Below are 26432 nucleotides of genomic sequence, written 5' to 3' on the forward strand. Positions count from 1 at the left end.
AGGATTCCCGATGACCAAACCCACCCGCATCGAGCGTGACAGCATGGGGGACGTCGCCGTCCCCGTGGACGCGTTGTACGGTGCTCAGACGCAGCGCGCGGTCGAGAACTTCGCGATCAGCCGGCAGCCGATGCCAGAGCGTTTCGTGCGAGCGCTGCTGGTGCAGAAAGCGGCGGCGGCGCGCGCGAACGCGGCGCTGGAGCAACTGCCGGCCGACATCGCGCAGGCGATCGACCGTGCCAGCGCGCAGCTGCTGCAGGCGCCGGACCTGATGAGCCATTTTCCGGTGGAGATTTTCCAGACCGGCTCGGGCACCAGCAGCAACATGAACGCCAACGAGGTGCTGGCCACCGTCGCGACGCGATTGCTGGCGGGCGGCGCGGCGGCCACTGCGGTGAGCCCCAACGATCACGTCAACGCCGGCCAGAGTAGCAACGACAGCATCCCCACCGTGCTGCACATCAGCGCCGCGCAGGCCTTGCAGGGCGAGCTGCTGCCGGCGCTGGACCTGCTGGTGCAGACCTTGCAGGGCAAGATCGCCAGCGACGGCCACCACGTGAAGACCGGCCGCACGCACCTGATGGACGCGATGCCGCTGCGCCTGGGGCAGGAACTGGGCGGCTGGTGCGCGCAGATCGACGCGCGCCGCGCGCAGCTGCGCGCGTTGCTGCCCTCGGTCTGCGAGCTTGCGCAAGGCGGCACCGCGGTCGGCACCGGCATCAACGCCCACCCGCAATTCGCGCAGCGCTTCTGCGAGGAGCTCTCCGCCCTCACCGGCCTGACCTTCCGCCCCGCGCCGGACTTCTTCGCCGCGCTGTCGGCGCAGGACACGGCGGTGGCGCTGTCGGGCGCGCTGAAGGGCCTGGCGGTGGCGCTGATGAAGATCGCGAACGACCTGCGGTGGATGAACTCCGGCCCGCTGGCGGGCCTGGCGGAGATCGAGCTGCACGCGCTGCAACCGGGCTCCAGCATCATGCCCGGCAAGGTCAACCCGGTGATTCCGGAGGCGGTCACCATGGTCTGCGCGCAGGTCATCGGTCACGACGCCGCGATCACGATCGCAGGCCAGTCGGGCAACTTCCAGCTCAACGTGATGCTGCCTCTGATCGCCACCAACCTGCTGGACAGCCTGGCGCTGCTGGCGGCCGGCACGAAGGCGCTGGCGGAGCAGGCGATCAAGGACTTCAAGGTCAACACCGACGGCCTGCAGCACGCGCTGGCGCGCAACCCGATCCTGGTCACCGCGCTGAACCGCGAGATCGGCTACCTGAAGGCCGCGGCGATCGCCAAGCGCGCCTACGCGGAGAAGCGTCCGATCCTGGACGTGGCGGAGGAGATGACGGACCTCGACCGCGCCACGTTGCAGCAGATGCTGGATCCGACCCAGCTCACCGATGGCGGACTCTGACGCCATCGCTCGCGAACACCGCCCCGTGTCGCGCCAGCGCGGCCACCGCGCGCGGCAGTGGCTGGGTTTCGGAATCCTGCTGGTCGGCGCGGGGCTGCTGCTGCACCAGGGCTGGACCTGGCTGCGGCCGACGGGCGCCGCGGGCGGGCACTCGGTCATCGGCCTGGCGCTGCAGGCCGGCCTGCTGGCCGCCGCGGCGACGGCCTTCGGCACGCTGCCGGCGCTGGGCACGCGCGGCCTCTCGGCGCGTGGCCAGGACGCGCTGATGGGTTTCGGCGCCGGCATCATGCTGGCGGCGTGCTCCTTCTCCCTGATCGTGCCGGGCCTGGCCGCCGCGCGCGAGCATGCGACGGCCACCGCCGCCGCGGCGCAGGTCGCGCTGGCGGTCCTGACGGGCGCGTGGGCGCTGATGGCGCTCGACCGCTGGCTGCCGCACGAGCACTTCATCAAGGGCCGCGAGGGCATCGATGCCAAGCGGCTGCGGCGCACGACGCTGTTCGTGATCGCCGTCACGCTGCACAACATTCCCGAGGGCCTGGCGATGGGCGTGGCCTTCGCCGCCAACGACCCGGTGGCCGCCGCCAGCCTCAGCCTGGCCATCGCGATCCAGGACCTGCCGGAGGGCTTCGTGATCGCCGTCGCGCTGATGGGCGTGGGCTACTCCCGCCGCAAGGCCCTGCTGCTGGGCGCGGCCTCCGGCCTGGTGGAGCCGGTCGGCGCGGTGCTGGGCGCGTGGGTCGTTTCCGAATGGCCCTCCCTGCTGCCCTGGGGGCTGGGGTTCGCGGCCGGCGCGATGCTGTTCGTCATCAGCCACGAGATCATTCCCGAGTCCCACCGCAAGGGTCACGAGCGCTGGGCGACGCAGGGCCTGATGCTGGGCTTCGCGCTGATGATGGTGCTGGACACGGCGCTGGGTTGAGGCGCCGGGCGCCGCGTCCCCTCAACCGCGCAACGCGTGCGTGCGCCAGAATGCCTGCGCTTCGGGCAGCGTGCCGTTGAAGGTGTCACGGTCCACGGCGCCCAGGCCCGGGAAGTCGCGCGGCCGAGGCCCGAAGTGCCCGTCCGTGTACTGCAGCAACGTCCATCGCTCCCAGATGTCGCTCAACCAACCGAAGGCCGACGAGTAGAAGCCTTGCCACAACGGGCACTGTCCGATGTGGCCCAAGGGTTGCCGGGTCGACAACGCCTGGAGCATCCAGTAACCGCCATACAGCACCGGGTAGAGCCCGGTACTGTCATGGAAGCGATCGATCAGCGCCACCAGCGACGCCTGCGTCATGGTGCCCTGAGCCGCGATTGGATTGGGCTCCCAATCGAGACAGGGCAGCACGCCCTCGCACCCAGTCACGCGCAGCACCCCGAGAAAATGATCGAGTTGCGCCTCCACGGGCTCGTTCGTGCAGAAGTGATAGGCGCCCAGCAGCAACCCCAGGTCGCGCGCCTGGCGCGCCCGATCCGACCATGCGGGATCGGTGAAGGTCGCCCCCTGCGTCGCCTTGTGCAGAAGCCCGACCAGGCCCGCATCCCGCGCGACAGGCAAGTCCAGGTCGGTGTGAAGATGGCTCAGGTCCACGAACGCATTGAGGCCAGGGACGGCGGGAGCAGTGGGGGTGGGGGTGGGGGTGGGGGTGGGGGTGGGGGTGGGGGTGGGGGTGGGGGTGAAGACCATGATCATTCGCTCCCCGAGCGGGCCGTCAGACTGGGCGCGGCACCCAGCGTCAGGCGGGCCGGCGTGTTCAGCGGCAGCGGCCGATTCACGGGCCCGTGGCCGAACAGGTTCTCCGCTCGCAGCACCGGCATGCCGCCCGGCTCCAGCAACGCGGCGAAACGACGCTGGATGAAATCGAACTGCGCCTGCTCCTGCGGCGGATTGGGCCGCCCGCCCACGTGGATGAAATCACCGAACATCACGGCGCTGGCCTGGCGGACCAGGGGCGAATACAGAAACCCATCGAGCAGCCGCGACACCTCGCCGGGCCCGTTGGCGATCGACTCGATGAAGAGGACTGCATGCGTGGTGTCACTGGTGAAATTCACGCTGCCCTTCATCGCCGACAGCAGGAGGCTGTTGCCCCCCACGACCCGCAGCCCGTCGCGCACCTCGGCTTGGGTGGCCACAGCGTTCAGCGCCGTGAGCGGATAGGTCAACGTCGGCGTCTTGCCGCGCAGCACGATCAGCGTCTCGTCGATGGGATTGCGGTTCCAGCCGTTGCCGATGTCGCCATTGGCCCCCAGTTCGATACCGTGCAGCGTCGGCCAGCCCCAGACGTGATTGAAGAAAATGTGCAGCGCCGTCACATCGCTGTATCCAATCACCGGCTTGGGACGTGCCGGTTTGCGCATGCGCCGCAGCAACGGCATCAGCTCAGACCCCCACCCCCCGCCCAGGATGGCCCAGATCGCCTTGGCATCCGAGTGCAGCGCCTGCTCGATGAAGGCCACGCGCCGCTCGGCCGTGTTGGCCGCGGACAGCGGCCGCGTCGGCGCGATCAGCCCCTTCGGGATCCGGACCTTCAGATCGGTGCGAGCGAAGTACGCCTGGATCGCCGCGATGGTGGCGGGCGGATCGTCGGGTGGCGAGGAGGGCGCGATCACGTCGATCACGTCGCCCGGCTGGAGCGGGGCCCAAGTGGTCGACCACCACGGCTGGACGGACAGCGCGCGTTCAGGCAGTTGCGCGCAGGCGGCCAGGCTCAGGCCTGAGACGGACAGGGTCATGAAGTGACGCTTGTCGAGGGGCATCGGGACTCCCGGGTGCAGACAGGAGGCCGATGAGTGAGCGAACCTGCGGAGTCATCCAGACCGGATCGGCGGACCGACGCAGCGGCGCTCGCCGCGCAACCTGTCACGCGTCCCCTCGGCTTTTGCGGCGGCGCCGTGCGCATCCGGCTGCACGGTCCTTCACCATTGGCTCCGCGCCAGTCGGCCCGCAATCGAGACCGCCTCGCACTGAACCACCCTGGAAGTCACAGGCCATCCGATGTTCAAGCGCCCCCTCCTCGCCCTCCTCCGTGCCATGCTGTGCGCCCTGCCGGCCCTGTCAGGCTTGAACGCCCACGCCGCCACCCTGACCCCGTCGGAGCAACGCTGGATCGCCGGCATGACGCCGGTGCTGCTGCACGCGAAGACCACCGGCATGCCGGTCGACATCGTCGTGCAGCCGCAGGACGCGCCGGACGCCGCGCCGCTGGCATTGGGATTCAAGGATGGCCGCTGCAAGCTGGTGCTCAGCCTGCGCGGCAATGCCGAAGGCGAAGCGACGCTCGCGCGCCTGCCCGCCGGCCTGGAGGACAGCGCGCTGGAGCTGATGGCCGCGCATGAGCTGGGCCACTGTCGCCGCTACCTCGACGGCGCATGGTTCCACCTGCCCGCCGGCTTCGCGCCGAGCGGCGCGCCGGCGGACCTCAGCCCCGACCTGCAACGCGCCTACCTCGCGATGAAGTCCACCCGCCGCGAGGAAGGCTACGGCGACCTCGTGGCGCTGGGCTGGACCGCGCAGCGCCACCCGGAGCAATACGCGGCGCTGCACGCCTGGCTCGTCGCCGAGCGAGGCCGCGACCTGCTGCCGGGCAGTCACCACGACACCTTGACCTGGCTCCAGCTGGCCCAGGATCCGAAAGCGCTGGGAAGCGCGCCGTCGATGTTCGAGGCGGCCTTGCCGATCTGGCGGGCGGGATTGAATATCGACGGGGAGTGAATATTCCATTCAACACCCGAATTCACATATAGATCACCAACACCTTCCACCAATTCAGGCAAGCAAGACCACAGATATTTGCTAAGCAAATATCCCAGGTTTCAATTGATCATTTCATTCCTAGACTGATCCCAATTTCTCGACACCTTACCCCGGTACGGCCTGAGAGATTCGGATTGGGCCGACCGTTTTCGGCTCGTTCTTGAGGAATGACCGTGCGACTACTTAACGACGAAGAAATCGCTCTCGTGTCAGGTGGCGAGGTAGGCGCGACCCACATGGGCGACAACTACCATTACACCGGAAGCGAATCGCCTAGCAGTTGGGCATCTTGGATCGGCTGCATCGCTGGCTCGGCGGTGGCCTGCAACCAAGTTTTCTGGAACGCCTTCAACAGCCGATAAGGCCAATGCCGTCCCTGTCTGGGGACGGCATTTCAATTGTGGAAATGAAAATGAGGATGCTCATAAGTTCGATACTTTTCTCCGTACTGTTTGTATTTGGGGGAAAGCCTTCCTTGGCCGACTCGAACTACGCCACCGCGGTGCAGCGTCACGTTTATATCAGCGGGGATGCTTTGATCGTGAGGGACACGATCCTCATTGAGCAGTTGGTCAATGAGGCGATCGCCCTGCTCGACACGCACCCAGAGATTCAACGCCTCTGGCTCATCGACATAGCGGGCGGTTATGTCATCCCGGGCGCGCGACTGGCTTGGAGAGCCCAGGAAATGGACGTCTACATTGCCGGCGGTTGCTTTTCAGCCTGCGCGGACGTGGCCTTGTCAGGCCGGACATTGAACGCGGCTCCGTGGCACGGCAAGCTGCCGTCGGCGCTCGTGATCCATGGCAGCTTCACGATGTCCGGCGAGTGGGTCTCGCACGCGCTCAACAACCTGTCCCGCTACGCGGAAAGGCTGCATCCGATCAAGGAGGCCGACATCGAGGAAGCCATGTCGTTTCCCTACCCGGTCGGCGCCGGACTATTCATCTTCACCGACCACTCGTTGCGTGAAGCCAAGGGGCAGACCGTGCTGCTCTGCGAGTACTTCCCGAGCAAGTGCCGCAGCATTGACGTGACGCTGGAGCAACTGCGCATCGCCAGATCGAATCTGCCGGTCCCTCCTGAAGTTCCCGTCGAACCCGAAGAGGAGAAGCGTCCATGACGCCCGCCACGACGGCCAGATGTCAATTGATCGAATCACCGGTGCCGGAAAGCGTCCCCATCTCCGTCATCAGAGAGATCGCTGATCGCTTCCCCGACGCCCGACAGATTCTGATCTCCGGCTCTCACATCAAAGGCTGCGCGACCAGCGAATCCGACATCGACGTCTTTGTTTTCCTGCCCCGGGTCAGCGAGGTACTGCGCGAAGTGGCACGGGTCGATGGTCATCTCGTGGACCTCGCGGTGCACGACTTCCGATCGATCCGTGTGGTGCTAACGCGCGAGCACGCCATGTCGATCTGCGCGCTCGCCGATGAACTGGAACAGGGTGTATTCCTGATCCCGCCCTGTGACGAAGCGCTCGCGCTGAAAGCGCTCTGCCGCGCAATCCTTGAAGAAGGCCCCAAGCCATTCGATCTGGATGCGCTCAGATCGCATCTGCTCGGTCAGTCATCCGACCTGCGGCATTGCCTGGAGCCCACCGAGCGTCACGCGATCGCGCTTGGACTGGCGTTCAAATTGATGCTGTTGGAGGTGCGCGCGCGGGGCGGTTGGATCGGCTCGGGCCGGTATCTGGCTCGCGACCTGGATCGCCTTGCTCCGGGCTTCATCGATGCGCTGGCGCAGGCCTCGTCCCTATCGTTGGCTGGCCAAGGCGACAAGGCCTTGATCGATCAGGTGGAAACCACCATCCGCCGTCACTTCGGCACGATCGATCGTCGGTGGCATTGTCGCGTGCAGGTGGATTAGCCCAGTTGCGGTTGAGTCGACCAACGCGCGATCCACTCGGTCAACACACCCATCTCCATCCCAACAATCCCCCTGTCGCCAACAAGCGCGACAACCAGGCAAGTCCTGCCCCCGCGCTTGCGGGGGGCCGGGCGTCACACGTGTCCAAGGACATCACGTGGATCGGGGACACGCGTCCCCCTTCAGGGGGCCTGTGCCGGAGAACCCCGCTTCCTACACTGCCTCCGCGCATCGGATGCCGAGCGCCACGCCCACGTTCACAACGATCTTCGGGGAGGCTTCATGCCTACGTTTCAATCCATCTCCGCCTGCTGGCGACGCACGCCGACGCGCGTGCTGTCCGCGGCGCTGCTGACGCTGGCGGCCCCGCTGGCGCAGGCCGCGGCCGTGCACTACGAGCAAACCTCGCTCGGCGGCGACCGCTGGCGCTACGACTACACGCTGGACGGCAGCGCGCCCGCCGGTGGCTTCGACGGGCTGACGATCTACTTCGACGTCGCCTCGTATTCGCAGCTCTCCAACCTGTCCGTCAACGCCGCCTGGGACGGCCTGCTCGTGCAACCCGACACCGGCCTGCCCGGCGACGGCTTCCTCGACCTCCTGCACCTGAGCGGCCTGCTCACCGGCGCGCTCGCGTCGCTGAACTTCTCGGTGGAGGTGTCCTACTCGGGCGCCGGCGCACCGGGCTCGCAACGCTTCGAGCTCTACACCTCGACGCCGTTCGAGGTCGTGCAGACCGGCGTCACGCAAGCCGTCGGCGCCGTGCCGGAACCGGCCACCGCGGCAATCGCCGCGCTGGGACTGGGCGTGCTGGCCTTGTCTCGCCGGCGCTCGCGCGCCGCGGGCCCGGCGCTCGCGATCGCCTGATTCCGCGCGGTTGATCGCGCGGCGCCTCTCGGCCGCGCGCTTCGCATCTGTCAATCCGGCCTCGATGCCGGCTCTGAACTCAGTTCCTGAAAGGACTGTGATGGGACCCCTTTTCCCGAAAACCTCCGATACACCGGAGAAGCCCCGCCGGTTGCGCTGGGCGGCGGCCGTCGTGCTGTCGGCCTCGCTGCTGGCGGCTTGCGGCGGCGGCGACGCCAACAACAGCGCCAAGGCGCAATCCTCGGACGCCCGCGCCCGTGCCACCGCCGCGGTGGCGCCGGCCGCCGTGGCGGCCGATGAGATCAAGGTCGTCGACCTGATCAAGGTGTCCGAGACCCGCGTCTCGCGCACCGAGTTCGACGTCGTCTTCCAGGTGCGCCTGCGCAATACCGGCAGCCACTCCTGGCGCGACGTCTCCCTGACCCTGAGCGCCGTCGGCGCCGGCGCCACCATCCGCGACGGCGCGGTGGTGGTGGGCAATGTCGGCGCCAGCGCCGAGCTCACGCCCGCCGACACCATCACGCTGCGCCAGGACCGGACCAAGAGCTTCGACATCGCCTCGCTGGTCTGGCAGGTCAGCGGCACCGCCTCCGACACGCCGGCCGATCAGCTCGCGGCGCTGGAGGACAGCGGCGCGATCCCCAAGCTGGAACGCGGCCCCACGATCGGCGGCGTCGATGCCGACGGCAACGGCGTGCGCGACGACGTCGACGCCTGGATCGCCTCGCGCTATCCGGCCGGCGTCCAGCGCGCCGCCGCCGTGCAGGCGGCGCGCGCGCTGCAGGCCTCCCTGCTGGTCAATCCGCAGGACCTGCCCGCCGCCAAGGAAGCCTCCCGCCGCATCACCTACGCCGCCAATTGCGTCTTCACCCGCTTCCCCGCGGGCGGCGCGATCGAGCCCTCGCGCGTGATGCGGGAGCTGGAAGGCGTGACAACCAACACCAAGCCCCGACTGCTCGCCTACCTGGCCTACAACAAGGCGCTGGACGGCACGTCGGCGGCGCTGCCCGAGGGAGACACCTGTGAATAAGACCCTTCGCCAATTCGTCGCCGTCGTCGTCGCGTTGACGATGACGTTCACCGGCGCGCTGCCCGCGCTGGCCCAGCAACAGACCAACGCCTGCACACCGGGCGGCATCGCCTTCGGCTTCTTCAACGGGGTGCAGACGACCGATGCGCAGGCCACCGTCGCGCTGCTGACGCTGCGCGCGCAGTACGGCACCGAGCATCCCACCACGCACGAGCGCATCCGCTACGAGAAGTTCTACAACTACACCAACGGCTTCGAGGACTTCGTCGAGACCTTCGAGCAGCGCCTGCAGGAGCAGAACGGCATCCTGCAAGGGCGCTTCGAGCTCTTCATGGAAGTCATGAGCGGCTCGGGCTCGTGGTGGGACAGCATCGTCAATGCGGTGACCGGCACCGCGGCGCTGCTGGACAGCCTCTGGGACACGCTGCGCGCGACCATGATCCAGCGGCTGACCTCGCTCTTCGGCAATCCGCCGACCGCCGTCAACTACGCCGAGCACCGCCTGCGCATCGACAACTACGTGCTCGAAGGCAAGAAGATGGTGTTCCTGGCGCACTCGCAGGGCAACCTCTTCGTCAACCCGGCGGCCGACTATGCGCGCGGCAAGTCCAGCGCGGCGGCGGTCAAGGTGGTGCACGTCGCCCCGGCCTCGCCGACGCTGCGCGGCGGCCATGTGCTGGCCGACCTGGACCTGGTGATCAACGGCCTGCGCGCGGTCGGCTCGGTGCCGCCGGTGACGCATTCGATCCCCGGCTACCTGCTGCGTCCGGCCGGCCTGAACGGCCAGAAGGATCCGCTGGGCCACGGCCTGCTGGAGATCTACTTGAACCCGGCGCTGAACGTCTCCTCCGCCGTGCGCGGGCTGGTGCAGGCCGCGCTGAACGACGTGCAGGCGCCGCCGGCGCAGGCGACCAGCGGCTTCTTCACCGCCACCGTCACCTGGGACGGCAGCGGCGACGTCGACACGCACGTCTACGAGCCGGGTGGCGCGCACGTCTGGTACCAGCAGCTGACGGGCCAGGCGGGTTACCTGGACCACGACAACACGGTCGGCTTCGGACCGGAGCACTACTACGCCTCGTGCGAGACGTCCAAGCTGCAGGTCGGCACCTACGCCGTCAAGCTGGCCAACTACAACGCCGCCGACGGCCGCACGGCCACCGTGCAGATCGCGTCGTCCAAGGACGGCGTGCTGGCCACCCGCTCGGCGGTGATGGGCGGCGCGACGCGCAACACGCCGACCTTCCAGATGTTCAACGTGATCGTCAGCAAGGACCCGGACACCGGCGAGTACAAGGTGGACGTGCAGTGAGCGACTCGGTCGGCGCCCCCTCGGTCGCCGGCCCCGTCAACAAAAAAGGGTGGCCCAGGAGGGCCACCCTTTTTTTTTCCGCCCGGCGCCTCAGCGCACGTCGAACGCCACCAGCAGCAATTGCCGCGGCGAGCCGCCACGGTCGTTCAGCAGCGTCAGCGTGCCGTTGGCCGTCATGCCCAGCAGACCGCCGGCGCCATAACGCCACACCGGCTGATGGCTGACCAGATCCAGCGCCACCACCTGCCGATCGGTGGACACGAACAGGTGGCTGTTGGTCAGCACCATCTGCCGCTGGAAGCTCTGATCGCCGGTCTCCATGGCCCAGGACCACACCACGGCGCCGTTGATGAGGCTGCGGGCCTCCACCGCGCGCGATTGCTGGTTGGAGACGTACACCACGCCGTTGGCCGCCACCGGCTGGTCCATGAACTTGCCGGACACCGTCCAGCGCACCGCGCCCGTCGCCAGGTCGACGACGCTGAGCTGGTTGTCCCGCTCGACGCCGGCCTTCTGCTCCCGCTCGGACAGCAGCACCAGCGTGGTCGCGTCCGCCACCACGGGCGCCTGGTTGAGCGCCACGCCCAGCAGCAGCCGCGGATCCCGGCCGGACACCGCGATGTCGGTCCCGCGCGTGCCGTCGGCGGCGCTGAATCCGCGCAACCGGCCCGCCGCGCTGGCGTAGACCTGGCCGTTGGACACCGTCATGCCCCACTGGGCCAGCGGGCCGTAGCCGGGCAGCAGGTTGTAGAGCGACGCACTCCAGCGCAGCGTCGACAGATCCGCCAGCGCGCGCGCCGTCACCTTGGTCTGGCCGCCATCGGCCAGGAACAAGGTGTCGCCCGCCACGGTCCAGCCGTCGTTGGGCAGGTTGCCGTCCACGACCACCTGCCCCGCCGCGGCGCCGTCCCGGCGACCGACCGACGTCAGCGTCGTGGTGTTCACGGTCTCGGCGGTCCGGCCGCTCACCAGGAGCCGGTCGCCAACGGCCAGCGCACGGTCGGGCAGGCCGGGCAGCGCGGCGCTCCAGACCACGGCGCCATCGTCCTCCTGCAGCGCGGTAACGGTGGCCGTCTGGTTGTCACTTGGCCGCATGCCCGGCAACACCACCTGGCCGTTGCTCAGCAACGGCGACGGCACCCAGCTCAACAGCGAGGCCGCGTTGTCGGTGGGCAGGCCCTGTAGGAAACGGGACCAGCGCCGCTTGATCTTCGAAGGGTCCGCGGTCACCGCCACCAGCCCGGTGCGCGCCGCGACGCCGCCAGGCCCGGCCCAGTCGCCGGCGCCGACCACGGCGCGCAGCGCGGGCCGCGTCGCCGGGTCCGAGGACACCTCCAGCCGATAGCTCAGCGCGACTGGTCGATGCCCCTTGGGGATCGGCACCAGGACATCCGTCACCAGGTCGGTGCCGACATCGACGGTGCCGCTGTAGATGCCGGGCTTGAGGCCGCCGACGAAGCCCAGGCTCAGTTGCCAGCGACCGTCGGACTGCAGGTCGCGGTAGAGATGGTCGACGACACGCGTCTTGCCGTCGGCCGGGTTCTCCGTCCAGCCCGGCCGGAACTCCGTGCCGAAGCCATTGATCGGCGTGGCGTAGAGCTTGACGTCCGCGCAGACGGTGCCGGGATCGGCGGTGCAGCCGACGTTGGCCTGGCTCAGCGCGTACATGTCCTGGTCGCGCGACGGGACAGGGCTGCCGCCGCATCCGGCCAGCATCAACGCCAGCACGCCCAAGGCTCCTCCGACGGCCGAGCGCCGTCCCGCATAAGCATTCATGTGATCTCCCTGTTGTCGAGGCCCGGTGGGGGATCCGTGCGAAGACGATCCAAGGACTCTCGCCGGGCGGCGCAGGCTAACAGCGCGTCGCGGGCAAGACCACCCACCGAGGGGGGATTCCCAGGGAAAGCCCCGATCCGAACGGACCAGGGCGGGCACGAGGCGTCGGGGCCCGATGTATCGGGTTCGGCGTGTCGGGCAGGGCCCGCCGGGCCCGGCGCGCCGATCCGGACGCGCCCGGTGGGGCGTGCCCGGCCGGACCTGCTCAGGCCAGCGCGCGGCCGATCAGGATCTTCTGGACCTCGGACGTGCCCTCGTAGATCTGCGTCACGCGGACGTCGCGGTAGATGCGCTCGACCGGGAAGTCGCTGACGTAGCCGTAGCCGCCATGGACCTGGATCGCGGCGGAGCAGACCTTCTCCGCCATCTCGCTGGCGAAGAGCTTGGCCATCGCGGCCTCCTTCAGGCACGGCAGGCCCGCGTCCTTCAGGCTGGCCGCGTGCCAGATCAACTGCCGGGCGGCCTCGATCTGCGTCGCCATGTCGGCCAGCTTGTGCTGCATCGCCTGGTGCTCGAAGATCGGCACGCCGAAGGCGACGCGATCCTTGCTGTAGCGCAACGCCGCCTCGAAGGCCGCGCGCGCCATGCCCACCGACTGCGACGCGATGCCGATGCGGCCACCCTCCAGCCCCGACAGCGCGATCTTGAGCCCCTGCCCTTCCTCGCCGAGGCGATGGGCGACAGGCACGCGGCAGTTCTCGAACAGGATCTGCGCGGTGTCGCTGGCGTGCTGGCCCATCTTGTCCTCGATGCGCGCGACCGTGTAGCCGGGCGCGGACGTCGGCACCAGGAAGGCGCTGATGCCCTTCTTGCCGGCGGCCTTGTCGGTCACCGCCATCACGATCGCGACATCGCCGTTCTTGCCGCTGGTGATGAATTGCTTCACCCCGTTGAGGACGTAGTCGTCCCCGTCGCGCACCGCGGTCGTCTTCAGGCCGCCGGCCTCGGACCCCACGTGCGGCTCGGTCAGGCAGAACGCACCCAGCATGTCGCCGCGCGCCAGCGGCTTGAGGAAGCGCTCCTTCTGATCCTCGTTGCCGAAGGCCATCAGGATGCTGCACACCGGGCAGTTGTTGACGCTGACCACGGTGGAGGTGGCGCCGTCGCCGGCGCCGATCTCTTCCAGGATGATCGCCAGCGCCAGGTAGTCCAGGCCCGCGCCGTCGTACTCGGTGGGCACGGCCACGCCGTAGCAGCCCAGCTCGGCCAGGCCCTTCAGCTCCGCGGCGGGGAAGTGGTGGGACTTGTCCCACTCGGCCGCCTGGGGGGCGATGCGGTCCTGCACGTAGGCGCGGACGGCGTCCTGCACGGCGCGATGGTCTTCGGAGAGCAACATGGGGTCACCAGGGCAGCGGGCTGCCGTCGTAGTTGAAGAACGCGCCGTTGTCGCCGGCCTTCAGGCCGTCGAGCACCGCGCGCAGGCTGGAAGCACTGGTGGCGACGTCGATGTCGGCTTCCTGGCCGCCCATGTCGGTCTTGACCCAGCCGGGGTGCAGGCTGACGCAGATCGCGCGGCCGTCCAGCGTCATCGCGACGTCCTTCATCACCGAGTTCACCGCCGCCTTCGACGCGCGGTACACCCAGCCCGCCGAGTTGGCGCGCAGGCCGATCGAGCCCATGCGCGAGGACACGATGCCGATGCGTGCGTCCGGCGCCAGCGCGTCCAGGATCTGCGGCAGCACGCGCATCGGACCCAGCACGTTGGTGTGCATGACGGCGTCGAAGTCGGCGACGCTGGGCGGCTGCAGACCGATGGTGCGCGGGCCGTAGACACCGGCCACGTACATCACGCGGTCGAAGTGGAAGCCGTCCAGTTGCCAGGCCAGGCCGGCGATGCTCTGCACGTCGCCGACCTCCAGCTTGATCGCCGTCGCGCCCAGGGCGCGCAGGCGGGTCAGGCTCTCCTCGTCGCGCGCGGTCGCGACGACGGTGTCGCCGCCGTCGCGATGCTGCTTGACCAGCTCCAGGCCGATGCCGCGCGAGGCACCGATGATCAGGACTTGGGCCATCAGATCAGTTCCACGCCGACGGCGGTGGCTTCGCCGCCGCCGATGCACAGCGCCGCGACGCCGCGCTTGAGGCCGCGGTGCTTGAGCGCGCCCAGCAGCGTGACGATGATGCGGGCGCCGGACGCGCCGATCGGATGACCCAGCGCGACGGCGCCGCCATTGACGTTGACGATCTCGTGCGGCAGCTTGAACTCGGCCATCGCGGCCATCGTCACCGCGGCGAAGGCCTCGTTGACTTCCCACAGGTCGACGCTCTTGGCGTCCCACTGGTTCTTGGCCAGCAGCTTCTGGATCGCGCCGACCGGCGCGGTGGTGAACCACTCCGGCGCGTTGGCGTGCACCGCGGTGCCGACCAGGCGCGCCACCGGCTTCAGGCCCAGCTTGCTGGCGGTGGACTCGCGCATCAGCACCATCGCCGCCGCGCCGTCGCTGATCGACGAGGAGGTGGCCGCGGTGATGCTGCCGTCCTTCTTGAACGCCGGCTTCAGCGTCGGGATCTTGTCGAGCTTGGCCTTGAACGGCTGCTCGTCGCGCGCGATCACCGTGTCCCCGCCCTTGCCGGCGATCGTCACCGGCGCGATTTCCCAGGCGAAGCTGCCGTCCTCGTTGGCGCGCTTGCTGCGCTCGGTCGAGGCGATGGCGAACTGGTCCTGCGCCTCGCGCGTGAACGCGTACTTGTCGACGCACTGCTCGGCGAAGACACCCATCGCCTTGCCGCGCTCGTAGGCGTCTTCCAGGCCGTCCAGCGCCATGTGGTCGTACATCTGCGCGACGCCGTACTTCACGCCCTTGCGCGCGAACATCAGGTGCGGCGCGTTGGTCATCGATTCCATGCCGCCCGCCACCAGGATGTCGGCGCTGCCGGCCTTGAGCGTGTCGTGGGCGAACATCGTGGCGCGCATGCCGGCGCCGCACATCTTGGACAGCGTGACCGCGCCCACCGACTGCGGCAGGCCGGCCTTGAGCACCGCCTGGCGCGCCGGGGCCTGGCCCTGGCCGGCCATCAGGCAGTTGCCGAGGAAGGCCTCGTCGATGGCGTCGGTGGGGATGCCGGCGCGCTCGACGGCGGCCTTGATCGCGACGGCGCCCAGTTCCCACGCGGCCAGGCCGGCGAAGTCGCCCAGCAGGCCGCCGATCGGCGTGCGCGCGGCGGAGACGATGACGATGGAGTCGGACATGAGGTTCTCCTTCAATGAAGTCGTTGGATCGGAAAGCAGGGGGCGCGGGGCGGCGGGCTACTGGATGGGCAGCTCGCGGTGTTCGGGGTCGGGCGCCTTCAGCGCCGGCGCGAGGTCCCGCACGTGGAAGCGCTTGTGCGGGTCGTACGGGAAGACGTCGTGCACATGGCCGGCCAGGATCCGCTCCTTGTGGGCCTGCCAGAAGGCGGGGTCGAGCAGGTCCGCGTGATGCGCCATGAAGACGTCGCGCACGCCCGGATGGCCGAGCAGGAACGGGCCGAAGGTCTCGGGGAAGACGTCGTGCTTGTTGACCTGGTACCAGATCTCGCCGGACATCTCCTCCTCCTCGTTGCGCGGCTGGGGCACGGCGCGGAACTGGCAGTCGGTGAGGTACTCGATCTCGTCGTAGTCGTAGAACACGACCTTGCCGTGGCGGGTCACGCCGAAGTTCTTCCACAGCATGTCGCCCGGGAAGATGTTGGCCGAGACCATGTCCTTGATCGCGTTGCCGTACTCCACCACCGCGTGCGCCAGCTGCGCCGGCGACGACTCCTGCAGGTAGATGTTGAGCGGCACCATGCGGCGCTCGATGTACAGGTGCTTGATGATCAGGTCGTCGCCGCTTTCCTCCAGCAGCGAGGGGCAGAAGTGGCGCAGCTCGGCGATCAGCTCTTCCTCGAAACGATGGCGCGGGAAGGCGACCTGCGTGTACTCCAGCGTGTCGGCCATGCGGCCGACGCGGTCGTGCTGCTTCACCAGCAGGTACTTGGCCTGGATCTGCTCGCGCGTGGTGTCCTTCTGCGGCGGATAGAAGTCCTTGATGACCTTGAAGACGAACGGATACGACGGCAGGTCGAAGACCAGCATCACCATGCCCTTGATCCCGGGCGCGATGCGGAACTTGTCGCTGCTGTGGCGCAGGTGGTTGAGGAAGTCCCGATAGAAGAGGTTCTTGCCCTGCTTCTGCAGGCCCAGCGTCGAGTAGATCTCCGAGCGCGGCTTGCGCGGCATCAGCGAGCGCAGGAACTGCACGTAGGCGCTGGGCACTTCCATGTCGACCAGGAAGTAGGCGCGAGCGAAGCTGAACAGCATCAGCAACTCGTCTTCGCCGAACAGCGCGGCGTCGATGTAGAGCAGGCCGGGCTGCTTCTGCGGCGCGGGCACCCGGCCCGGCGCCGGGGTCGGCTCCCGATGCAGGATGGGCAGCGCGAACGGCGTCTCGGTGAAGCCGTTGACGATCTTGCCGACGATGTACGCGCCCTTGTTGCGGAAGAACAGCGAGGACAGCACCTGCACCTGGAAGTTGGTGCGCCAGCGGAAGGCGCCCAGCTCGCTGCCGATGGCCTGCAGCACGCAGTCGATGTCGCGCCCCAGGTCCTCGAACTCCAGCGTCAGCTGGAAGTTCCAGACGATGCGCATGAAGGTGTCGCGCAGCGTGTCCTGCGAGGGGTAGTAGCAGCGGTAGGTCGGCTGCGCGGCGGGCTCGTCGTTCTCGATGTATTCGGTCGAGATGGCGGGCCGCACGAAGATGAATTCGTTGTGGAAGTAGCTGTGGTGCAGCAGCCGCGTGCAGACCGAGTTGAAGAAGGTCTCCGCCAGCTCGGGCTGCCGGTGGTTGGTCAGCAGCCCGATGTAATGCAGCTTGACCTGCTGCCAGACCTCGGTCGGCAGGCGGCTGGTCTTGTAGCGTTCTTCCAGCAGCGCGACGGCCTCGTCGACGCGCAGGTCGTAGAACTCGATGCGCTCGCGCTGGGCGCGCTGCTGGCCGTGCCAGTCGGCTTGCTCGAAGCGCTGTTTGGCCGTGGCCGACGCGGCGCGGAACAGCCGGTAATGCTTGTTGAACCCCTCCAGCAGCGCCTGCGCGATCTCGAAGGCGCGCGGGTCGTTGAGCTCGTGGGGGAACATGGCGGTCAGCGGCCCATGGCCGCCTCGTAGCGGCGGTGCAGCGCCTCGAGGGCGCGACGGTAGGCGGGGCCGACGTCGTCCGGGCCGGCGGCCGAGACGCTCAGGTCCTTCAGCAGGCCGTTGTGCAGGCCGTAGACCCAGCCGTGCACGGTGACGGACTGGCCGCGCGCCCAGGCGTCCTGGACCACGGTGGTCTGGCAGGCGTTGCGGGCCTGCTCCAGCACGTTGAGCTCGCACAGCGCGTTGACGCGCTGGTCGGGCACGATCTGGTCCAGCCATTCCTGATGGTGGTTGCGGACGTCCTGCACGTGACGCAGCCAGTTGTCGACCAGCCCGACGCGCAGGTCCTCCAGCGCGGCACGCACGCCGCCGCAGTTGCTGTGGCCGACGATGATGACGTGGCGCACCTGCAGCTGGTCCACCGCGAACTGCATGACCGACAGGCAGTTCAGGTCGGAGTGCACCACGACGTTGGCCACGTTGCGATGCACGAAAAGCTCGCCGGGCAGCAGGTCGACCAGCTCATTGGCCGGCACGCGGCTGTCGGCGCAGCCGATCCACAGGTATTGCGGCGTCTGCTGCTTCAGCAGGCGGGAGAAGAAACCGGGGGTGTGCTCCTCGGTCTCCGCGGCCCAGCGCTTGTTGTTGTCCAGCAGGTCTTGCAGTTCGTTCGTGCTCATGGGAGGCATTGTCGCGTCAGCAGAGGCCCCCGGCGCATCGCCGGGCTATTCCACGGGCCTCGAATCTTTCGACGGCTCACGAAGGCTTCGTCCGTATCGGGACGTGGGAGCCGGGGCCCCCCAGCATCACATCGTCTCGGCGAACAGCTCCCGCCCGATCAGCATGCGGCGGATCTCCGACGTCCCCGCGCCGATCTCGTACAGCTTCGCGTCACGCCAGAGCCGCCCCAGCGGGTACTCGTTGATATAGCCGTTGCCGCCGAAGATCTGGATGCCTTCGCCGGCCATCCAGGTGGCCTTCTCGGCGCACCACAGGATCACCGACGCGCAGTCCTTGCGCACCTGGCGCACATGCGCGCCGTCGAGCGAATCGAGGTTCTTGCCGACCGTGTAGCAGAAGGCGCGGGCGGCCTGCAGCACGGTGTACATGTCGGCGACCTTGCCCTGGATCAGCTGGAACTCGCCGATGCTCTGGCCGAATTGCTTGCGGTCGTGGATGTACGGCACGACGTTGTCCATGACGGACTGCATGATGCCGATCGGGCCGGCGGCCAGCACGGCACGCTCGTAGTCCAGGCCCGACATCAGCACCTTCGTGCCGCCGCCGACGGCGCCCAGGACGTTCTCGGCCGGGACCTCGACGTTCTGGAACACCAGCTCGCCGGTGTGGCTGCCACGCATGCCGAGCTTGTCCAGCTTCTGCGCGATGGAGAAACCCTTCATGCCCTTCTCGATCAGGAAGGCGGTCATGCCGCGCGCACCGAGCTCGGGTTCCGTCTTGGCGTAGACGACCAGCGTGTCCGCGTCGGGACCGTTGGTGATCCACATCTTGGTGCCGTTGAGAACGTAGAAGCCGCCCTTGTCCTCGGCGCGCAGCTTCATCGAGACGACGTCGGAGCCGGCGCCGGGCTCGCTCATCGCCAGCGCGCCGACGTGCTCGCCGCTGATCAGCTTGGGCAGGTACTTGCGCTTCTGGGCGTCGGTGCCGTTGCGCTTGATCTGGTTGACGCACAGGTTGCTGTGAGCGCCGTAGCTCAGGCCCACCGAGGCGCTGGCGCGGCTGATCTCCTCCATCGCCACCATGTGGGCCACGTAGCCCATCGCGGCGCCGCCGTACTCCTCCGGCACGGTGATGCCGAGCACGCCGAGGTCGCCCATCTTGCGCCACAGGTCCATCGGGAACTGGTCGCTGCGGTCGATCTCGGCCGCGCGAGGGGCGATCTCGGCTTGGGCGAAGTCACGCACCGCGTCGCGCAGCGCGTCGATGTCCTCGCCGAGATGGAAGTTCAGGCCGGGCAGGTTCATGGGTTGTCTCCTCGACCGTCTCCGCGCGGGTACATCCGTGGTCCCGCGCTGGACGATTCGTCTTACGTTTACGTAAACGTCAATTGTAGGGCAGGTCCATCCAGTTTCGGCTATTGCAGAAATGCGTAAGCAGACTCCCGCGTCGCCGGGGCCGGTCGCATCCACCCGATTGCGGATGACCCGGGCCGGCGCCGCTCGTTACGCTCATCGCTCCTACCCCATCCTCTGGGACCCACCGCATGGCCACCCAAGCAGACCCTGCCTCGCTCCCGACCTCCGGCGCGGGCGGCGGCACGCCGGGAGGCAGCGGCCCCGCCGCCCCCGCCAGGACACCCGCGGAGATGTCCCTGCCCTGGCGAGTGCTGGCCTTCCTGCTGGGTTTCGTCCCCCTCGCGGGCAAGCAGCTCGCCGAAGCCATCAAGGACGAGAAGCTGCGCGCCTTGTTCTGGCCCGTCGTCACCTCGGCCGTCCTGCTGGTCCTGGTCTATCCGTTCGTCGTGCTGTTGGCGGTGACGGCGCTGATGCAGTGGGAATACATGCCCCAGCCCATGCGCGCGCGCATCGCGTTGCAGGTGCGCGAGGCGTTCCAGACCGACACCCTGGCCAAGCAGTCCAATGGCCGCCTCGACTATTACCAGGTCATCGATTTCCACAAGCCGCTCGCCAGCACCCGGCCCGTGCGGCTGCATGCGCTGCCGTATCAGAGCGTGATCATCCGCCCCATCGAGTCGCAAGTGACCTCGACCAGCGCGTGCTCCTTGCCGTCCGAGACCGTCATGAACACCGAAGCTCTGCTGGCGGTGCGCGTCAACGGCGAGGAAGTCCTGCCGCTGATGAACAGCGACGACTCGCAAGGCAGCCACGAGATCACGGCCGAGCAATGGAAACTCATCGGCGCGAAGATGGGCAAAGGCGGGGACCTGATGATCAGCATCGCCCCCGCGAAGAACCTGTCGGCGGAGGACAAGAAGCTGATCCAGTGTCCCGGCATCGTGATCGACGTGACGCTCGCCGTCGAAGTGTTCAAGAACACCGGCGAGCCGGCGCTCGCCGCGGCGGGAACGACCCCATGACGCGCCACGTGTTCGCCCTCGCCTGCGCGGCGCCGCTTCTGGCCCTGACCGGCGGTGTCCAGAACGCTCGTGCCGACATCATCAAACGTACCCCCCTGACCGAGCCGCCCGTGCAGCTCTACGAGTTCAGCACCGGCCAGGCGCGGATGGAGGTCTTGGCGATCGGCGCGCTCAAGACGACGGAAATGCAGGAGTCGAATCAAGGCATCTCGGTCCGCAACGCACGGGCGCTTTCCCGCATCGAGGAGTTGGCGCGGCGGGAGATGCTGCTGGTCAACGGCGGTCGATCGGGCAGCAGCTCGGATCGGCCGGACGGATTGCTGCGATCCGAGGGCCGGCTGGCGTCATGGCTCAACACGCAGACCACGCCCGCGGAGCCGCAAAGCGCCTGCGCGTTGCGGCGCGTCGCTCGACCGCAGCTGTCGGGCCTGCTGTGCGTGGACGAAGCCGGCAACGCGTCGCTCAGGAAGATCAACGACAAATCCGCGCTCGCCGGCATCGAGATGTGCTCGCACGCCTTGCAGGCCGGCCCCATGGTGGTCGAGCAGGGCCGGCCCGCGGTCTGCGAGCGCGAGCCGCGCGAGGAGTGGTCGCACTTCAGCGTGCTCTGCGCGCAGGGGGCCGATCGCATGGCCGTGGCGGTCACCAACAAGCCGATGCAGCTCGACGCACTCGCCGAGTGGCTTGCCGCGCCCAAGCCTCAGGGCCTGGGCTGCGAGAACGCCATGGTGCTGAACAACGGGCCCATGGCCGGCGCGATGTACAGCCTGCCCCAGTCCTATCAAGTCGGCACCAGAGGGCCCTTCTTCGCGGGACCGGGCAAGGCGCCGGTCGCGTCGTTCGTGGTCGTCCATCCCAAGGACAGCGGTTACCGCGCCGGCGCGTCCCGCGCGAAGCCGTCGGCCAATCAGCGCTAGCCGCTAGCCGCTGGCCGCTGGCCGCTGGTCGCCAGCGGTCAGAGGAACCGCTCCAGCAGCTTCCTCGAATGCCGATCCAGCGCGAACCGGTCTGGCACCAGGAAGTGCAGCCCGTGCGACGATGCGATCAGCAGCCGCCCTTCGCCGATGCGCCGAATGTCTTCCTCGCTCTTGAGGATGAAGGTGGTCTCGCCGCGGTCGGTCTCGACGGTCCATTGCGTGGGCGTCGAAAAGGTCGACACCGACAGCAGCCGCTGCACCGTCGGCATCAGCTCGCGGCCGGCGAACTCTTCGAGCAGCAGCGCGCGCTGCGCGTGCGGCAACTGGTCGACGTGGTCGATCCAGGCGATCTCGTGACCGTCGGTGCCGACCAGCGAGACGCCCTCGTCCGGCGCCGACAGCGGGTGGGCGCGGACCGGGGTGACGTTCTCGTGCGTCTGGCCGAGCGCGTCGATCAGCATCAGCCGGCCGAAGGCGTTGCGCGCGAGGGATTGGATGTTGCTCATGGGGAGGATCCTGCGGAGTCTGCGCGATCAGGCCTGCGCGGCGGTGTGGGCGTTGACGTTGGGCGCCACGACGACGACGGCGTCCTGCTCCTCAGCGTCGACACGGCGGGCCTGTGCCTCCCACAAGCGCCAGTAGGCGCCCTGCTTGGCGATCAGCTCGTCGTGCGGCCCGACCTCGACGATCTCGCCGCGGTCCATCACCACCAGCCGGTCGGCCTTGCGCAGCGTCGACAGGCGGTGCGCGATCGCGATCGTCGTGCGGCCCCGCACCAGGTTGTCCAGCGCCTTCTGAATCTCCTTCTCGGTCTCGGTGTCCACCGCCGAGGTGGCCTCGTCCATGATCAGGATGCGCGGGTCGATCAGCAGCGCGCGGGCGATGGAGATCCGCTGGCGCTCGCCGCCGGACAGGCCCTGGCCGCGCTCGCCGACCAGCGAGTCGTAGCCCTGCGGCAGCCTCAGGATGAATTCGTGCGCGTGCGCGGCGCGGGCCGCGGCCACGATCTCGTCGCGCGTCGCCTCCGGCTTGCCGTAGGCGATGTTCTCCGCGATCGTGCCGAAGAACAGGAAGGGCTCCTGCAGCACCAGCCCGATGTGGCGCCGGTAGTCGGTCAGCTTGAAGCGGCGCAGGTCCACGCCGTCGAGCTTGATGGCGCCCTCGGTCACGTCGTAGAAGCGGCAGATCAGGTTGACCATCGTGCTCTTGCCCGAGCCGCTGTGGCCGACCAGGCCGATCATCTCGCCGGGCTGGATCTCGAGGTTCAGGTCGCGGATCACCGTCCGGTTGCCGTAGCGGAAGCCGATGTCCTGCAGCGTGATGCCGCCGCGGACCTTGTCCAGCGTCGCCGGCTGCGTGGGCTCGGGCACGTTGGACTGGTGGTCCAGGATGTCGAAGATCCGCTTCGCGCCGGACGCCGCCTTCTGCGTCACCGACACGATCCGGCTCATCGAATCGAGCCGCCCGTAGAAGCGCCCGATGTAGGCCAGGAAGGCCGTCAGCGTACCCACCGTGATCTGCGAATGCGCGATCAGGTAGATGCCGAAGGCCCAGACGACCAGCAGGCCGAACTCGGTCAGCAGCGACACGCTGGGGGTGAACAGGCTCCAGGTCTTGTTCAGCCGGTCGTTGACGACCAGGTTGTGCTTGTTGGCCGAGCGGAAGCGCTCCGCCTCGCGGCGCTCCTGGGCGAAGGCCTTCACTACGCGGATGCCGGGGATGGTGTCCGCCAGCACCGAGGTCACCTCGCCCCAGACGCGGTCGATCTTCTCGAAGCCGGTGCGCAGCCGGTCCCGCACCAGATGGATCATCCAGGCGATGAAGGGCAGCGGCACCAGCGTGGCCAGCGCCAGCCACGGATTCGTGTGGAACAGGATGCCCGTGATCATGATCAGCATCAGGCAATCGGTGATGAAGTCCAGCGCGTGCAGCGACAGGAAGACGCTGATGCGGTCGGTCTCCGAGCCGATCCGGCTCATCAGGTCGCCGGTGCGCTTGGAGCCGAAGTACTCCAGCGACAGGCCCAGCAGGTGATCGAAGGTCGTTGTCCGCAGATCCGCGGCGATACGTTCCGATACCAGCGCCAGGACATAGGTCTTCGCCCAACCCAGGATCCAGGACACGATCGCCGCGCCGAACAGCCCGCCCAGGTACATCGCCACCAGGCCGGTGTCGATCTGCTGGCCTTGCTGGAAGGGGATCAGCACGTCGTCCATCAGCGGCATGGTCAGGTAGGGCGCCACCAGCGTCGCGCCGGTCGCGCCCAGCATCAGCAGGAAGCCCAGCAGCAGCTGGCCCTGGTAGGGCCGCGCGAAGCGCCACAGGCGCAGCAGCACCCAGGTGGACGGCGGCGTGTGGAGCTCGCGGGCGCAGGAGGGGCATTCCTCGCTGTCCTCGGGCAGCACGGCCTGGCAACTGGGGCAGAGCTCGGGCTCCGCGGCCTGGGCCGGGGCGGCCTCGTCACGGCGGTTGAAGGCGTCCTGGAAGCGCTGCGCCTGCAGGTTGGCCTTCATCGTGAAGCGCCACAGGGCCAGCCGGCCATGGGCGTTCACCAGCTCCAGCAAGCCCAGGCCGCCGTGGTCCGACAGCACCAGCCGCAGGTCCGCGGTCAACGGCCATTCCCGCGGGGCGGCACCGGGCTCCGCCGCCAGCAGGCGCTGGTCGGTGAGCCGCAGAACGCCCGTCGAGAAGCGCAAGCCGGCGTCGAGGTCAACCTCCAGCGAGGCCCGCACGTTCTCGCCAGGTCGCAGACCCGATTCCGGGTTCTGCGCGACCGCCCCGCCCGATCCGTTCGATCGGGACGATCCGGCGGCACTGGCCGACGCGACAGGATGTTGATGCTGCATTTTTGATTCTTCTGACGAAATTCTTCGGGCCGAATTCTGCGGCCGGTTCTTCGGCCGGTTCTTCGGCCGACGCCTCGGCCAACACTCGGCCAAACCGCCCGGCCGCGCACCGCGCCCGGGCAAGACCCGGTCCCACGCGACGAGGCGATGACGGTAACGCGCCACCGAGATGTTTCGCGGGATTTTCGCTTAAGCGCACAATTGTGCTTCGCTTCAATTTCCGGTAGCCCGGTGGCCGGTCCTCCTCCACGTTCTCTCCCCCCATGAGCCGACACGACGACATCAAGCTCCTGCGCATCAACTACCTGCGGGGTCCCAACATGTGGACCTACCGCCCGGTGCTGGAAACCTGGCTGGACCTGGGCGGTCTGGAGGAACATCCTTCGCACCTGATCCCTGGTTTCACCGAACGCCTGTGCAAGCGCCTGCCGGCGCTGGAAGAGCACCACTGCGGCGTCGGCGAGCGCGGCGGCTTCCTGCAGCGCCTGACCGAGGGCACCTGGATGGGCCACGTGCTGGAGCACGTCGTCATCGAGCTGCTCAACCTGGCGGGCATGCCGACGGGCTTCGGTCAGACGCGCTCGACCTCGCGGCACGGTGTGTACCGCATGGTGTTCCGCGCCCGCGACGAGCAGGTCGCCCGCAGCGCGCTCGCGCAGGGCCACGCGCTGCTGATGGCGACGATCAACGGCGAGGACTTCGACGTCGCCGTGGCGGTCGAGACCATCCGCGGCAAGCTCGACGACTGCTACCTCGGCCCGTCGACCGCCGCCATCGTGGCCGCCGCCACCGATCGCCGCATCCCCCACATCCGCCTGAACGACGGCAACCTGGTGCAGCTCGGCTACGGCGGCCGCCAGCGCCGCATCTGGACGGCCGAGACCGACATGACCAGCGCCATCGCCGAAGGCATCGCGCGGGACAAGGACCTGACCAAGGACCTGCTGAAGGCGGTCGGCGTGCCGGTGCCGGCCGGCCAGGCGGTGGAGACCGCGGCCCAGGCCTGGGACGTCGCGCAGGACCTGGGCCTGCCGGTCGTCGTCAAGCCGTCCGACGGCAACCACGGCCGCGGCGTCACGCTGGACCTGCGCCAGCAGGCGGACGTCGAGGCGGCCTTCCACCTGGCCGACAAGGAAGGCTCCGAGGTCCTGGTCGAGAGCTACATCCCCGGCATGGAGCACCGCCTGCTGGTGGTCGGCGGTCAGGTCGTCGCCGCCGCGCGCGGCGAGGAAGCCTGGATCGTGGGCGACGGCACGCACACCGTCATCCAGCTGATCGACCTGCAGATCAACACCGATCCGCGCCGCGGCACGACCGAGGACTTCCCGCTCAACCGCATCGACATCGTCGGCGACGCGGTCGTGCTGCTGGACCTGCAGCGCCAGGGCCTGGCCGGCGACGCGGTCCCCGAGGCCGGCCGCCGCGTGCTGATCCAGCGCAACGGCAACGTCGCGATCGACTGCACCGCGCAGATCCATCCGGAAGTGGCGCACGCCGTGTCCCTGGCGGTGCGCACCGTCGGCCTGGACATCGCGGGCGTCGATCTGGTGACCAGCGACATCGCCCGGCCGCTGTCCGAGACCGGCGGCGCCATCGTCGAGGTCAACGCCGGCCCCGGCCTGCTGATGCACCTGAAGCCGGCCGAGGGCATGCCCCAGCCGGTGGGCCAGGCGATCATCGACCACCTGTTCGCCGAGGACGAGAGCGGCCGCATCCCCATCGTCGGCGTGGCCGGCTCGCGCGGCACCGCGCAGATCGCGCGCCTGGTGGCCTGGTTGCTGCACCTGAACGGCCGCCATGTCGGCCTGGCCTGCGGCGACGGCCTGTTCCTGGGCACCCGCCGCGTCGAGCGCAAGCCCAGCGCGACCTGGGCCGCCAGCCACCGGCTGCTGATGAACCGCGCCGTCGACGCGGTCGTGGTCGAGAACGGCGCCGGCACCATCCTGGGCGACGGGCTGGCCTATGACCGCTGCCAGGTCGGCGTCGTCACCGACATGGGCCGCGTGCCGGAGCTCGACAGCCACGACGTCCAGACCGAGGACCAGCTCTTCAAGGTCCTGCGCACGCAGGTCGACGTGGTGCTGTCCGACGGCGTCGCGGTGCTGAACGCCGACGAGCCCAAGGTGGCCGAGATGGCGCCGCTGTCCGACGGCGAGGTGATCCTGTACGCGCTGGACGGCGCGGCCGACGGCGGCAACGCCGCGCTGGCCGAGCACCGCGCCCGCGACGGCCGCTGCGTCTTCCTGCAGGGCGGCGCCGCGGTGCTGGCCCAGGGCAGCGCCGAGACGCCGGGCGCCAACGTGGACGCGCTGCGCGGCCGCTTCCAGGCCGCCGGCCTGGAGATCGCCGCCGAGTCGGTGCTGGCGGCCGTGGCCACCGCCTGGGCGATGGGCATCTCGCCGGAGCTGATCTCCGCGGGCCTGGACACCTTCGTGCCGGAGCTGCCGCAGTAAGC

At 68.6% G+C, this 26432-nt stretch carries 22 protein-coding genes; 11 read left to right on the forward strand and 11 right to left on the reverse strand.

Annotated elements, in window-relative coordinates; all coding sequences use genetic code 11:
- Positions 1-10: 10 nt before the first annotated feature.
- Complete coding sequence (locus CDN99_RS12910; RefSeq protein ID WP_088385286.1) at positions 11-1408, forward strand: class II fumarate hydratase; 1398 nt, start codon at positions 11-13, stop codon at positions 1406-1408.
- Positions 1395-2327 (forward strand): ZIP family metal transporter, encoded by a 933-nt coding sequence (locus CDN99_RS12915; protein WP_088385287.1) that lies wholly within the window; start codon positions 1395-1397, stop codon positions 2325-2327. The genes CDN99_RS12910 and CDN99_RS12915 overlap by 14 nt, the downstream gene beginning before the upstream one ends.
- A gap of 21 nt (positions 2328-2348) precedes the next feature.
- On the opposite strand, the gene CDN99_RS12920 is transcribed toward CDN99_RS12915, so the two are convergent.
- Both CDN99_RS12920 and CDN99_RS12925 read right to left on the reverse strand, forming a co-directional pair.
- The gene (locus tag CDN99_RS12920; RefSeq protein ID WP_158218837.1) at positions 2349-2981 is read right to left on the reverse strand and encodes a glycoside hydrolase family 25 protein; all 633 of its coding nucleotides are present in this window, start codon (positions 2979-2981) and stop codon (positions 2349-2351) included.
- Between the two features lie 98 nt (positions 2982-3079).
- Positions 3080-4012, reverse strand: coding sequence for an LD-carboxypeptidase (locus tag CDN99_RS12925; protein ID WP_158218838.1), 933 nt, complete (start codon positions 4010-4012; stop codon positions 3080-3082).
- Positions 4013-4454: 442 nt separating this feature from the next.
- On the opposite strand from CDN99_RS12925, the gene CDN99_RS12930 reads away from it, so the two are divergent.
- The 6 genes from CDN99_RS12930 (at position 4455) to CDN99_RS12955 (ending at position 10228) form a co-directional block, all read left to right on the forward strand.
- Complete coding sequence (locus CDN99_RS12930; protein ID WP_141100759.1) at positions 4455-5105, forward strand: hypothetical protein; 651 nt, start codon at positions 4455-4457, stop codon at positions 5103-5105.
- Positions 5106-5436: 331 nt separating this feature from the next.
- Entirely contained in the window at positions 5437-6270 is an 834-nt protein-coding gene (locus tag CDN99_RS12935; RefSeq protein WP_141100760.1) for a hypothetical protein, read from the forward strand.
- The gene (locus CDN99_RS12940) at positions 6267-7019 is read left to right on the forward strand and encodes a nucleotidyltransferase domain-containing protein (protein WP_141100761.1); all 753 of its coding nucleotides are present in this window, start codon (positions 6267-6269) and stop codon (positions 7017-7019) included. The genes CDN99_RS12935 and CDN99_RS12940 overlap by 4 nt, the downstream gene beginning before the upstream one ends.
- Before the next feature lie 282 nt (positions 7020-7301).
- The gene (locus CDN99_RS12945; RefSeq protein ID WP_088385293.1) at positions 7302-7886 is read left to right on the forward strand and encodes a PEP-CTERM sorting domain-containing protein; all 585 of its coding nucleotides are present in this window, start codon (positions 7302-7304) and stop codon (positions 7884-7886) included.
- A gap of 100 nt (positions 7887-7986) precedes the next feature.
- Positions 7987-8916, forward strand: a complete 930-nt coding sequence (locus CDN99_RS12950) for a hypothetical protein (protein WP_141100762.1) — start codon at positions 7987-7989, stop codon at positions 8914-8916.
- On the forward strand, positions 8909-10228 hold the full coding sequence (locus CDN99_RS12955) for a DUF2135 domain-containing protein (RefSeq protein WP_202820265.1): 1320 nt from the start codon (positions 8909-8911) through the stop codon (positions 10226-10228). Before CDN99_RS12950 ends, CDN99_RS12955 begins: the two co-directional genes overlap by 8 nt.
- Before the next feature lie 90 nt (positions 10229-10318).
- Here CDN99_RS12955 and CDN99_RS12960 read toward each other — a convergent pair whose 3' ends face one another.
- The 7 genes from CDN99_RS12960 to CDN99_RS12990 form a co-directional block, all read right to left on the reverse strand.
- The gene (locus CDN99_RS12960) at positions 10319-12004 is read right to left on the reverse strand and encodes an outer membrane protein assembly factor BamB family protein (RefSeq protein ID WP_088385295.1); all 1686 of its coding nucleotides are present in this window, start codon (positions 12002-12004) and stop codon (positions 10319-10321) included.
- Between the two features lie 265 nt (positions 12005-12269).
- Positions 12270-13400 carry an acyl-CoA dehydrogenase family protein gene (locus tag CDN99_RS12965; protein WP_088385296.1) on the reverse strand — a complete coding sequence of 377 codons (1131 nt, stop codon included), beginning with the start codon at positions 13398-13400 and terminating at the stop codon, positions 12270-12272.
- Positions 13401-13404: 4 nt separating this feature from the next.
- Positions 13405-14073, reverse strand: coding sequence for an SDR family oxidoreductase (locus tag CDN99_RS12970; RefSeq protein WP_088385297.1), 669 nt, complete (start codon positions 14071-14073; stop codon positions 13405-13407).
- A complete protein-coding gene (locus CDN99_RS12975) occupies positions 14073-15251 on the reverse strand; it encodes an acetyl-CoA C-acyltransferase (protein WP_088385298.1) in 1179 nt (392 codons plus the stop codon). The genes CDN99_RS12970 and CDN99_RS12975 overlap by 1 nt, the downstream gene beginning before the upstream one ends.
- A gap of 57 nt (positions 15252-15308) precedes the next feature.
- On the reverse strand, positions 15309-17156 hold the full coding sequence (gene aceK, locus CDN99_RS12980) for a bifunctional isocitrate dehydrogenase kinase/phosphatase (RefSeq protein ID WP_088385299.1): 1848 nt from the start codon (positions 17154-17156) through the stop codon (positions 15309-15311).
- Between the two features lie 5 nt (positions 17157-17161).
- A complete protein-coding gene (gene can / locus CDN99_RS12985) occupies positions 17162-17836 on the reverse strand; it encodes a carbonate dehydratase (protein ID WP_088385300.1) in 675 nt (224 codons plus the stop codon).
- Between the two features lie 126 nt (positions 17837-17962).
- Positions 17963-19141 carry an isovaleryl-CoA dehydrogenase gene (locus tag CDN99_RS12990; protein WP_088385301.1) on the reverse strand — a complete coding sequence of 393 codons (1179 nt, stop codon included), beginning with the start codon at positions 19139-19141 and terminating at the stop codon, positions 17963-17965.
- Positions 19142-19380: 239 nt separating this feature from the next.
- Here CDN99_RS12990 and CDN99_RS12995 point away from each other — a divergent pair, with 239 nt between their 5' ends.
- Positions 19381-20214, forward strand: a complete 834-nt coding sequence (locus tag CDN99_RS12995; RefSeq protein WP_141100763.1) for a hypothetical protein — start codon at positions 19381-19383, stop codon at positions 20212-20214.
- Entirely contained in the window at positions 20211-21131 is a 921-nt protein-coding gene (locus CDN99_RS13000; RefSeq protein ID WP_088385303.1) for a phosphodiester glycosidase family protein, read from the forward strand. Before CDN99_RS12995 ends, CDN99_RS13000 begins: the two co-directional genes overlap by 4 nt.
- Positions 21132-21169: 38 nt before the next feature.
- Here CDN99_RS13000 and CDN99_RS13005 read toward each other — a convergent pair whose 3' ends face one another.
- Together CDN99_RS13005 and CDN99_RS13010 are read right to left on the reverse strand one after the other, a co-directional pair.
- A complete protein-coding gene (locus CDN99_RS13005; protein WP_088385304.1) occupies positions 21170-21637 on the reverse strand; it encodes a cyanophycin metabolism-associated DUF1854 family protein in 468 nt (155 codons plus the stop codon).
- A gap of 27 nt (positions 21638-21664) precedes the next feature.
- Positions 21665-23977, reverse strand: a complete 2313-nt coding sequence (locus tag CDN99_RS13010) for a cyanophycin metabolism-associated ABC transporter (RefSeq protein WP_088385305.1) — start codon at positions 23975-23977, stop codon at positions 21665-21667.
- 263 nt (positions 23978-24240) lie between these two features.
- On the opposite strand from CDN99_RS13010, the gene CDN99_RS13015 reads away from it, so the two are divergent.
- Complete coding sequence (locus CDN99_RS13015) at positions 24241-26430, forward strand: cyanophycin synthetase (RefSeq protein ID WP_088385306.1); 2190 nt, start codon at positions 24241-24243, stop codon at positions 26428-26430.
- Positions 26431-26432 lie beyond the last annotated feature (2 nt).

It is taken from the genome of Roseateles aquatilis, assembly GCF_002205645.1.
Lineage (GTDB): Bacteria > Pseudomonadota > Gammaproteobacteria > Burkholderiales > Burkholderiaceae_C > Roseateles > Roseateles aquatilis.

Excerpts from the sequence above, each read along its gene's own strand:
- CDN99_RS12910 (WP_088385286.1), top strand. The coding sequence starts at position 11 with ATGACCAAACCCACCCGCATCGAGCGTGACAGCATGGGGGACGTCGCC.
- CDN99_RS12915 (WP_088385287.1), top strand. The coding sequence starts at position 1,395 with ATGGCGGACTCTGACGCCATCGCTCGCGAACACCGCCCCGTGTCGCGC.
- CDN99_RS12940 (WP_141100761.1), top strand. The coding sequence starts at position 6,267 with ATGACGCCCGCCACGACGGCCAGATGTCAATTGATCGAATCACCGGTG.
- CDN99_RS12945 (WP_088385293.1), top strand. The coding sequence starts at position 7,302 with ATGCCTACGTTTCAATCCATCTCCGCCTGCTGGCGACGCACGCCGACG.
- CDN99_RS12950 (WP_141100762.1), top strand. The coding sequence starts at position 7,987 with ATGGGACCCCTTTTCCCGAAAACCTCCGATACACCGGAGAAGCCCCGC.
- CDN99_RS12960 (WP_088385295.1), bottom strand. The coding sequence starts at position 12,004 with ATGAATGCTTATGCGGGACGGCGCTCGGCCGTCGGAGGAGCCTTGGGC.
- CDN99_RS12965 (WP_088385296.1), bottom strand. The coding sequence starts at position 13,400 with ATGTTGCTCTCCGAAGACCATCGCGCCGTGCAGGACGCCGTCCGCGCC.
- CDN99_RS12970 (WP_088385297.1), bottom strand. The coding sequence starts at position 14,073 with ATGGCCCAAGTCCTGATCATCGGTGCCTCGCGCGGCATCGGCCTGGAG.
- CDN99_RS12975 (WP_088385298.1), bottom strand. The coding sequence starts at position 15,251 with ATGTCCGACTCCATCGTCATCGTCTCCGCCGCGCGCACGCCGATCGGC.
- aceK (WP_088385299.1), bottom strand. The coding sequence starts at position 17,156 with ATGTTCCCCCACGAGCTCAACGACCCGCGCGCCTTCGAGATCGCGCAG.
- can (WP_088385300.1), bottom strand. The coding sequence starts at position 17,836 with ATGAGCACGAACGAACTGCAAGACCTGCTGGACAACAACAAGCGCTGG.
- CDN99_RS12990 (WP_088385301.1), bottom strand. The coding sequence starts at position 19,141 with ATGAACCTGCCCGGCCTGAACTTCCATCTCGGCGAGGACATCGACGCG.
- CDN99_RS12995 (WP_141100763.1), top strand. The coding sequence starts at position 19,381 with ATGGCCACCCAAGCAGACCCTGCCTCGCTCCCGACCTCCGGCGCGGGC.
- CDN99_RS13000 (WP_088385303.1), top strand. The coding sequence starts at position 20,211 with ATGACGCGCCACGTGTTCGCCCTCGCCTGCGCGGCGCCGCTTCTGGCC.
- CDN99_RS13005 (WP_088385304.1), bottom strand. The coding sequence starts at position 21,637 with ATGAGCAACATCCAATCCCTCGCGCGCAACGCCTTCGGCCGGCTGATG.
- CDN99_RS13010 (WP_088385305.1), bottom strand. The coding sequence starts at position 23,977 with ATGCAGCATCAACATCCTGTCGCGTCGGCCAGTGCCGCCGGATCGTCC.
- CDN99_RS13015 (WP_088385306.1), top strand. The coding sequence starts at position 24,241 with ATGAGCCGACACGACGACATCAAGCTCCTGCGCATCAACTACCTGCGG.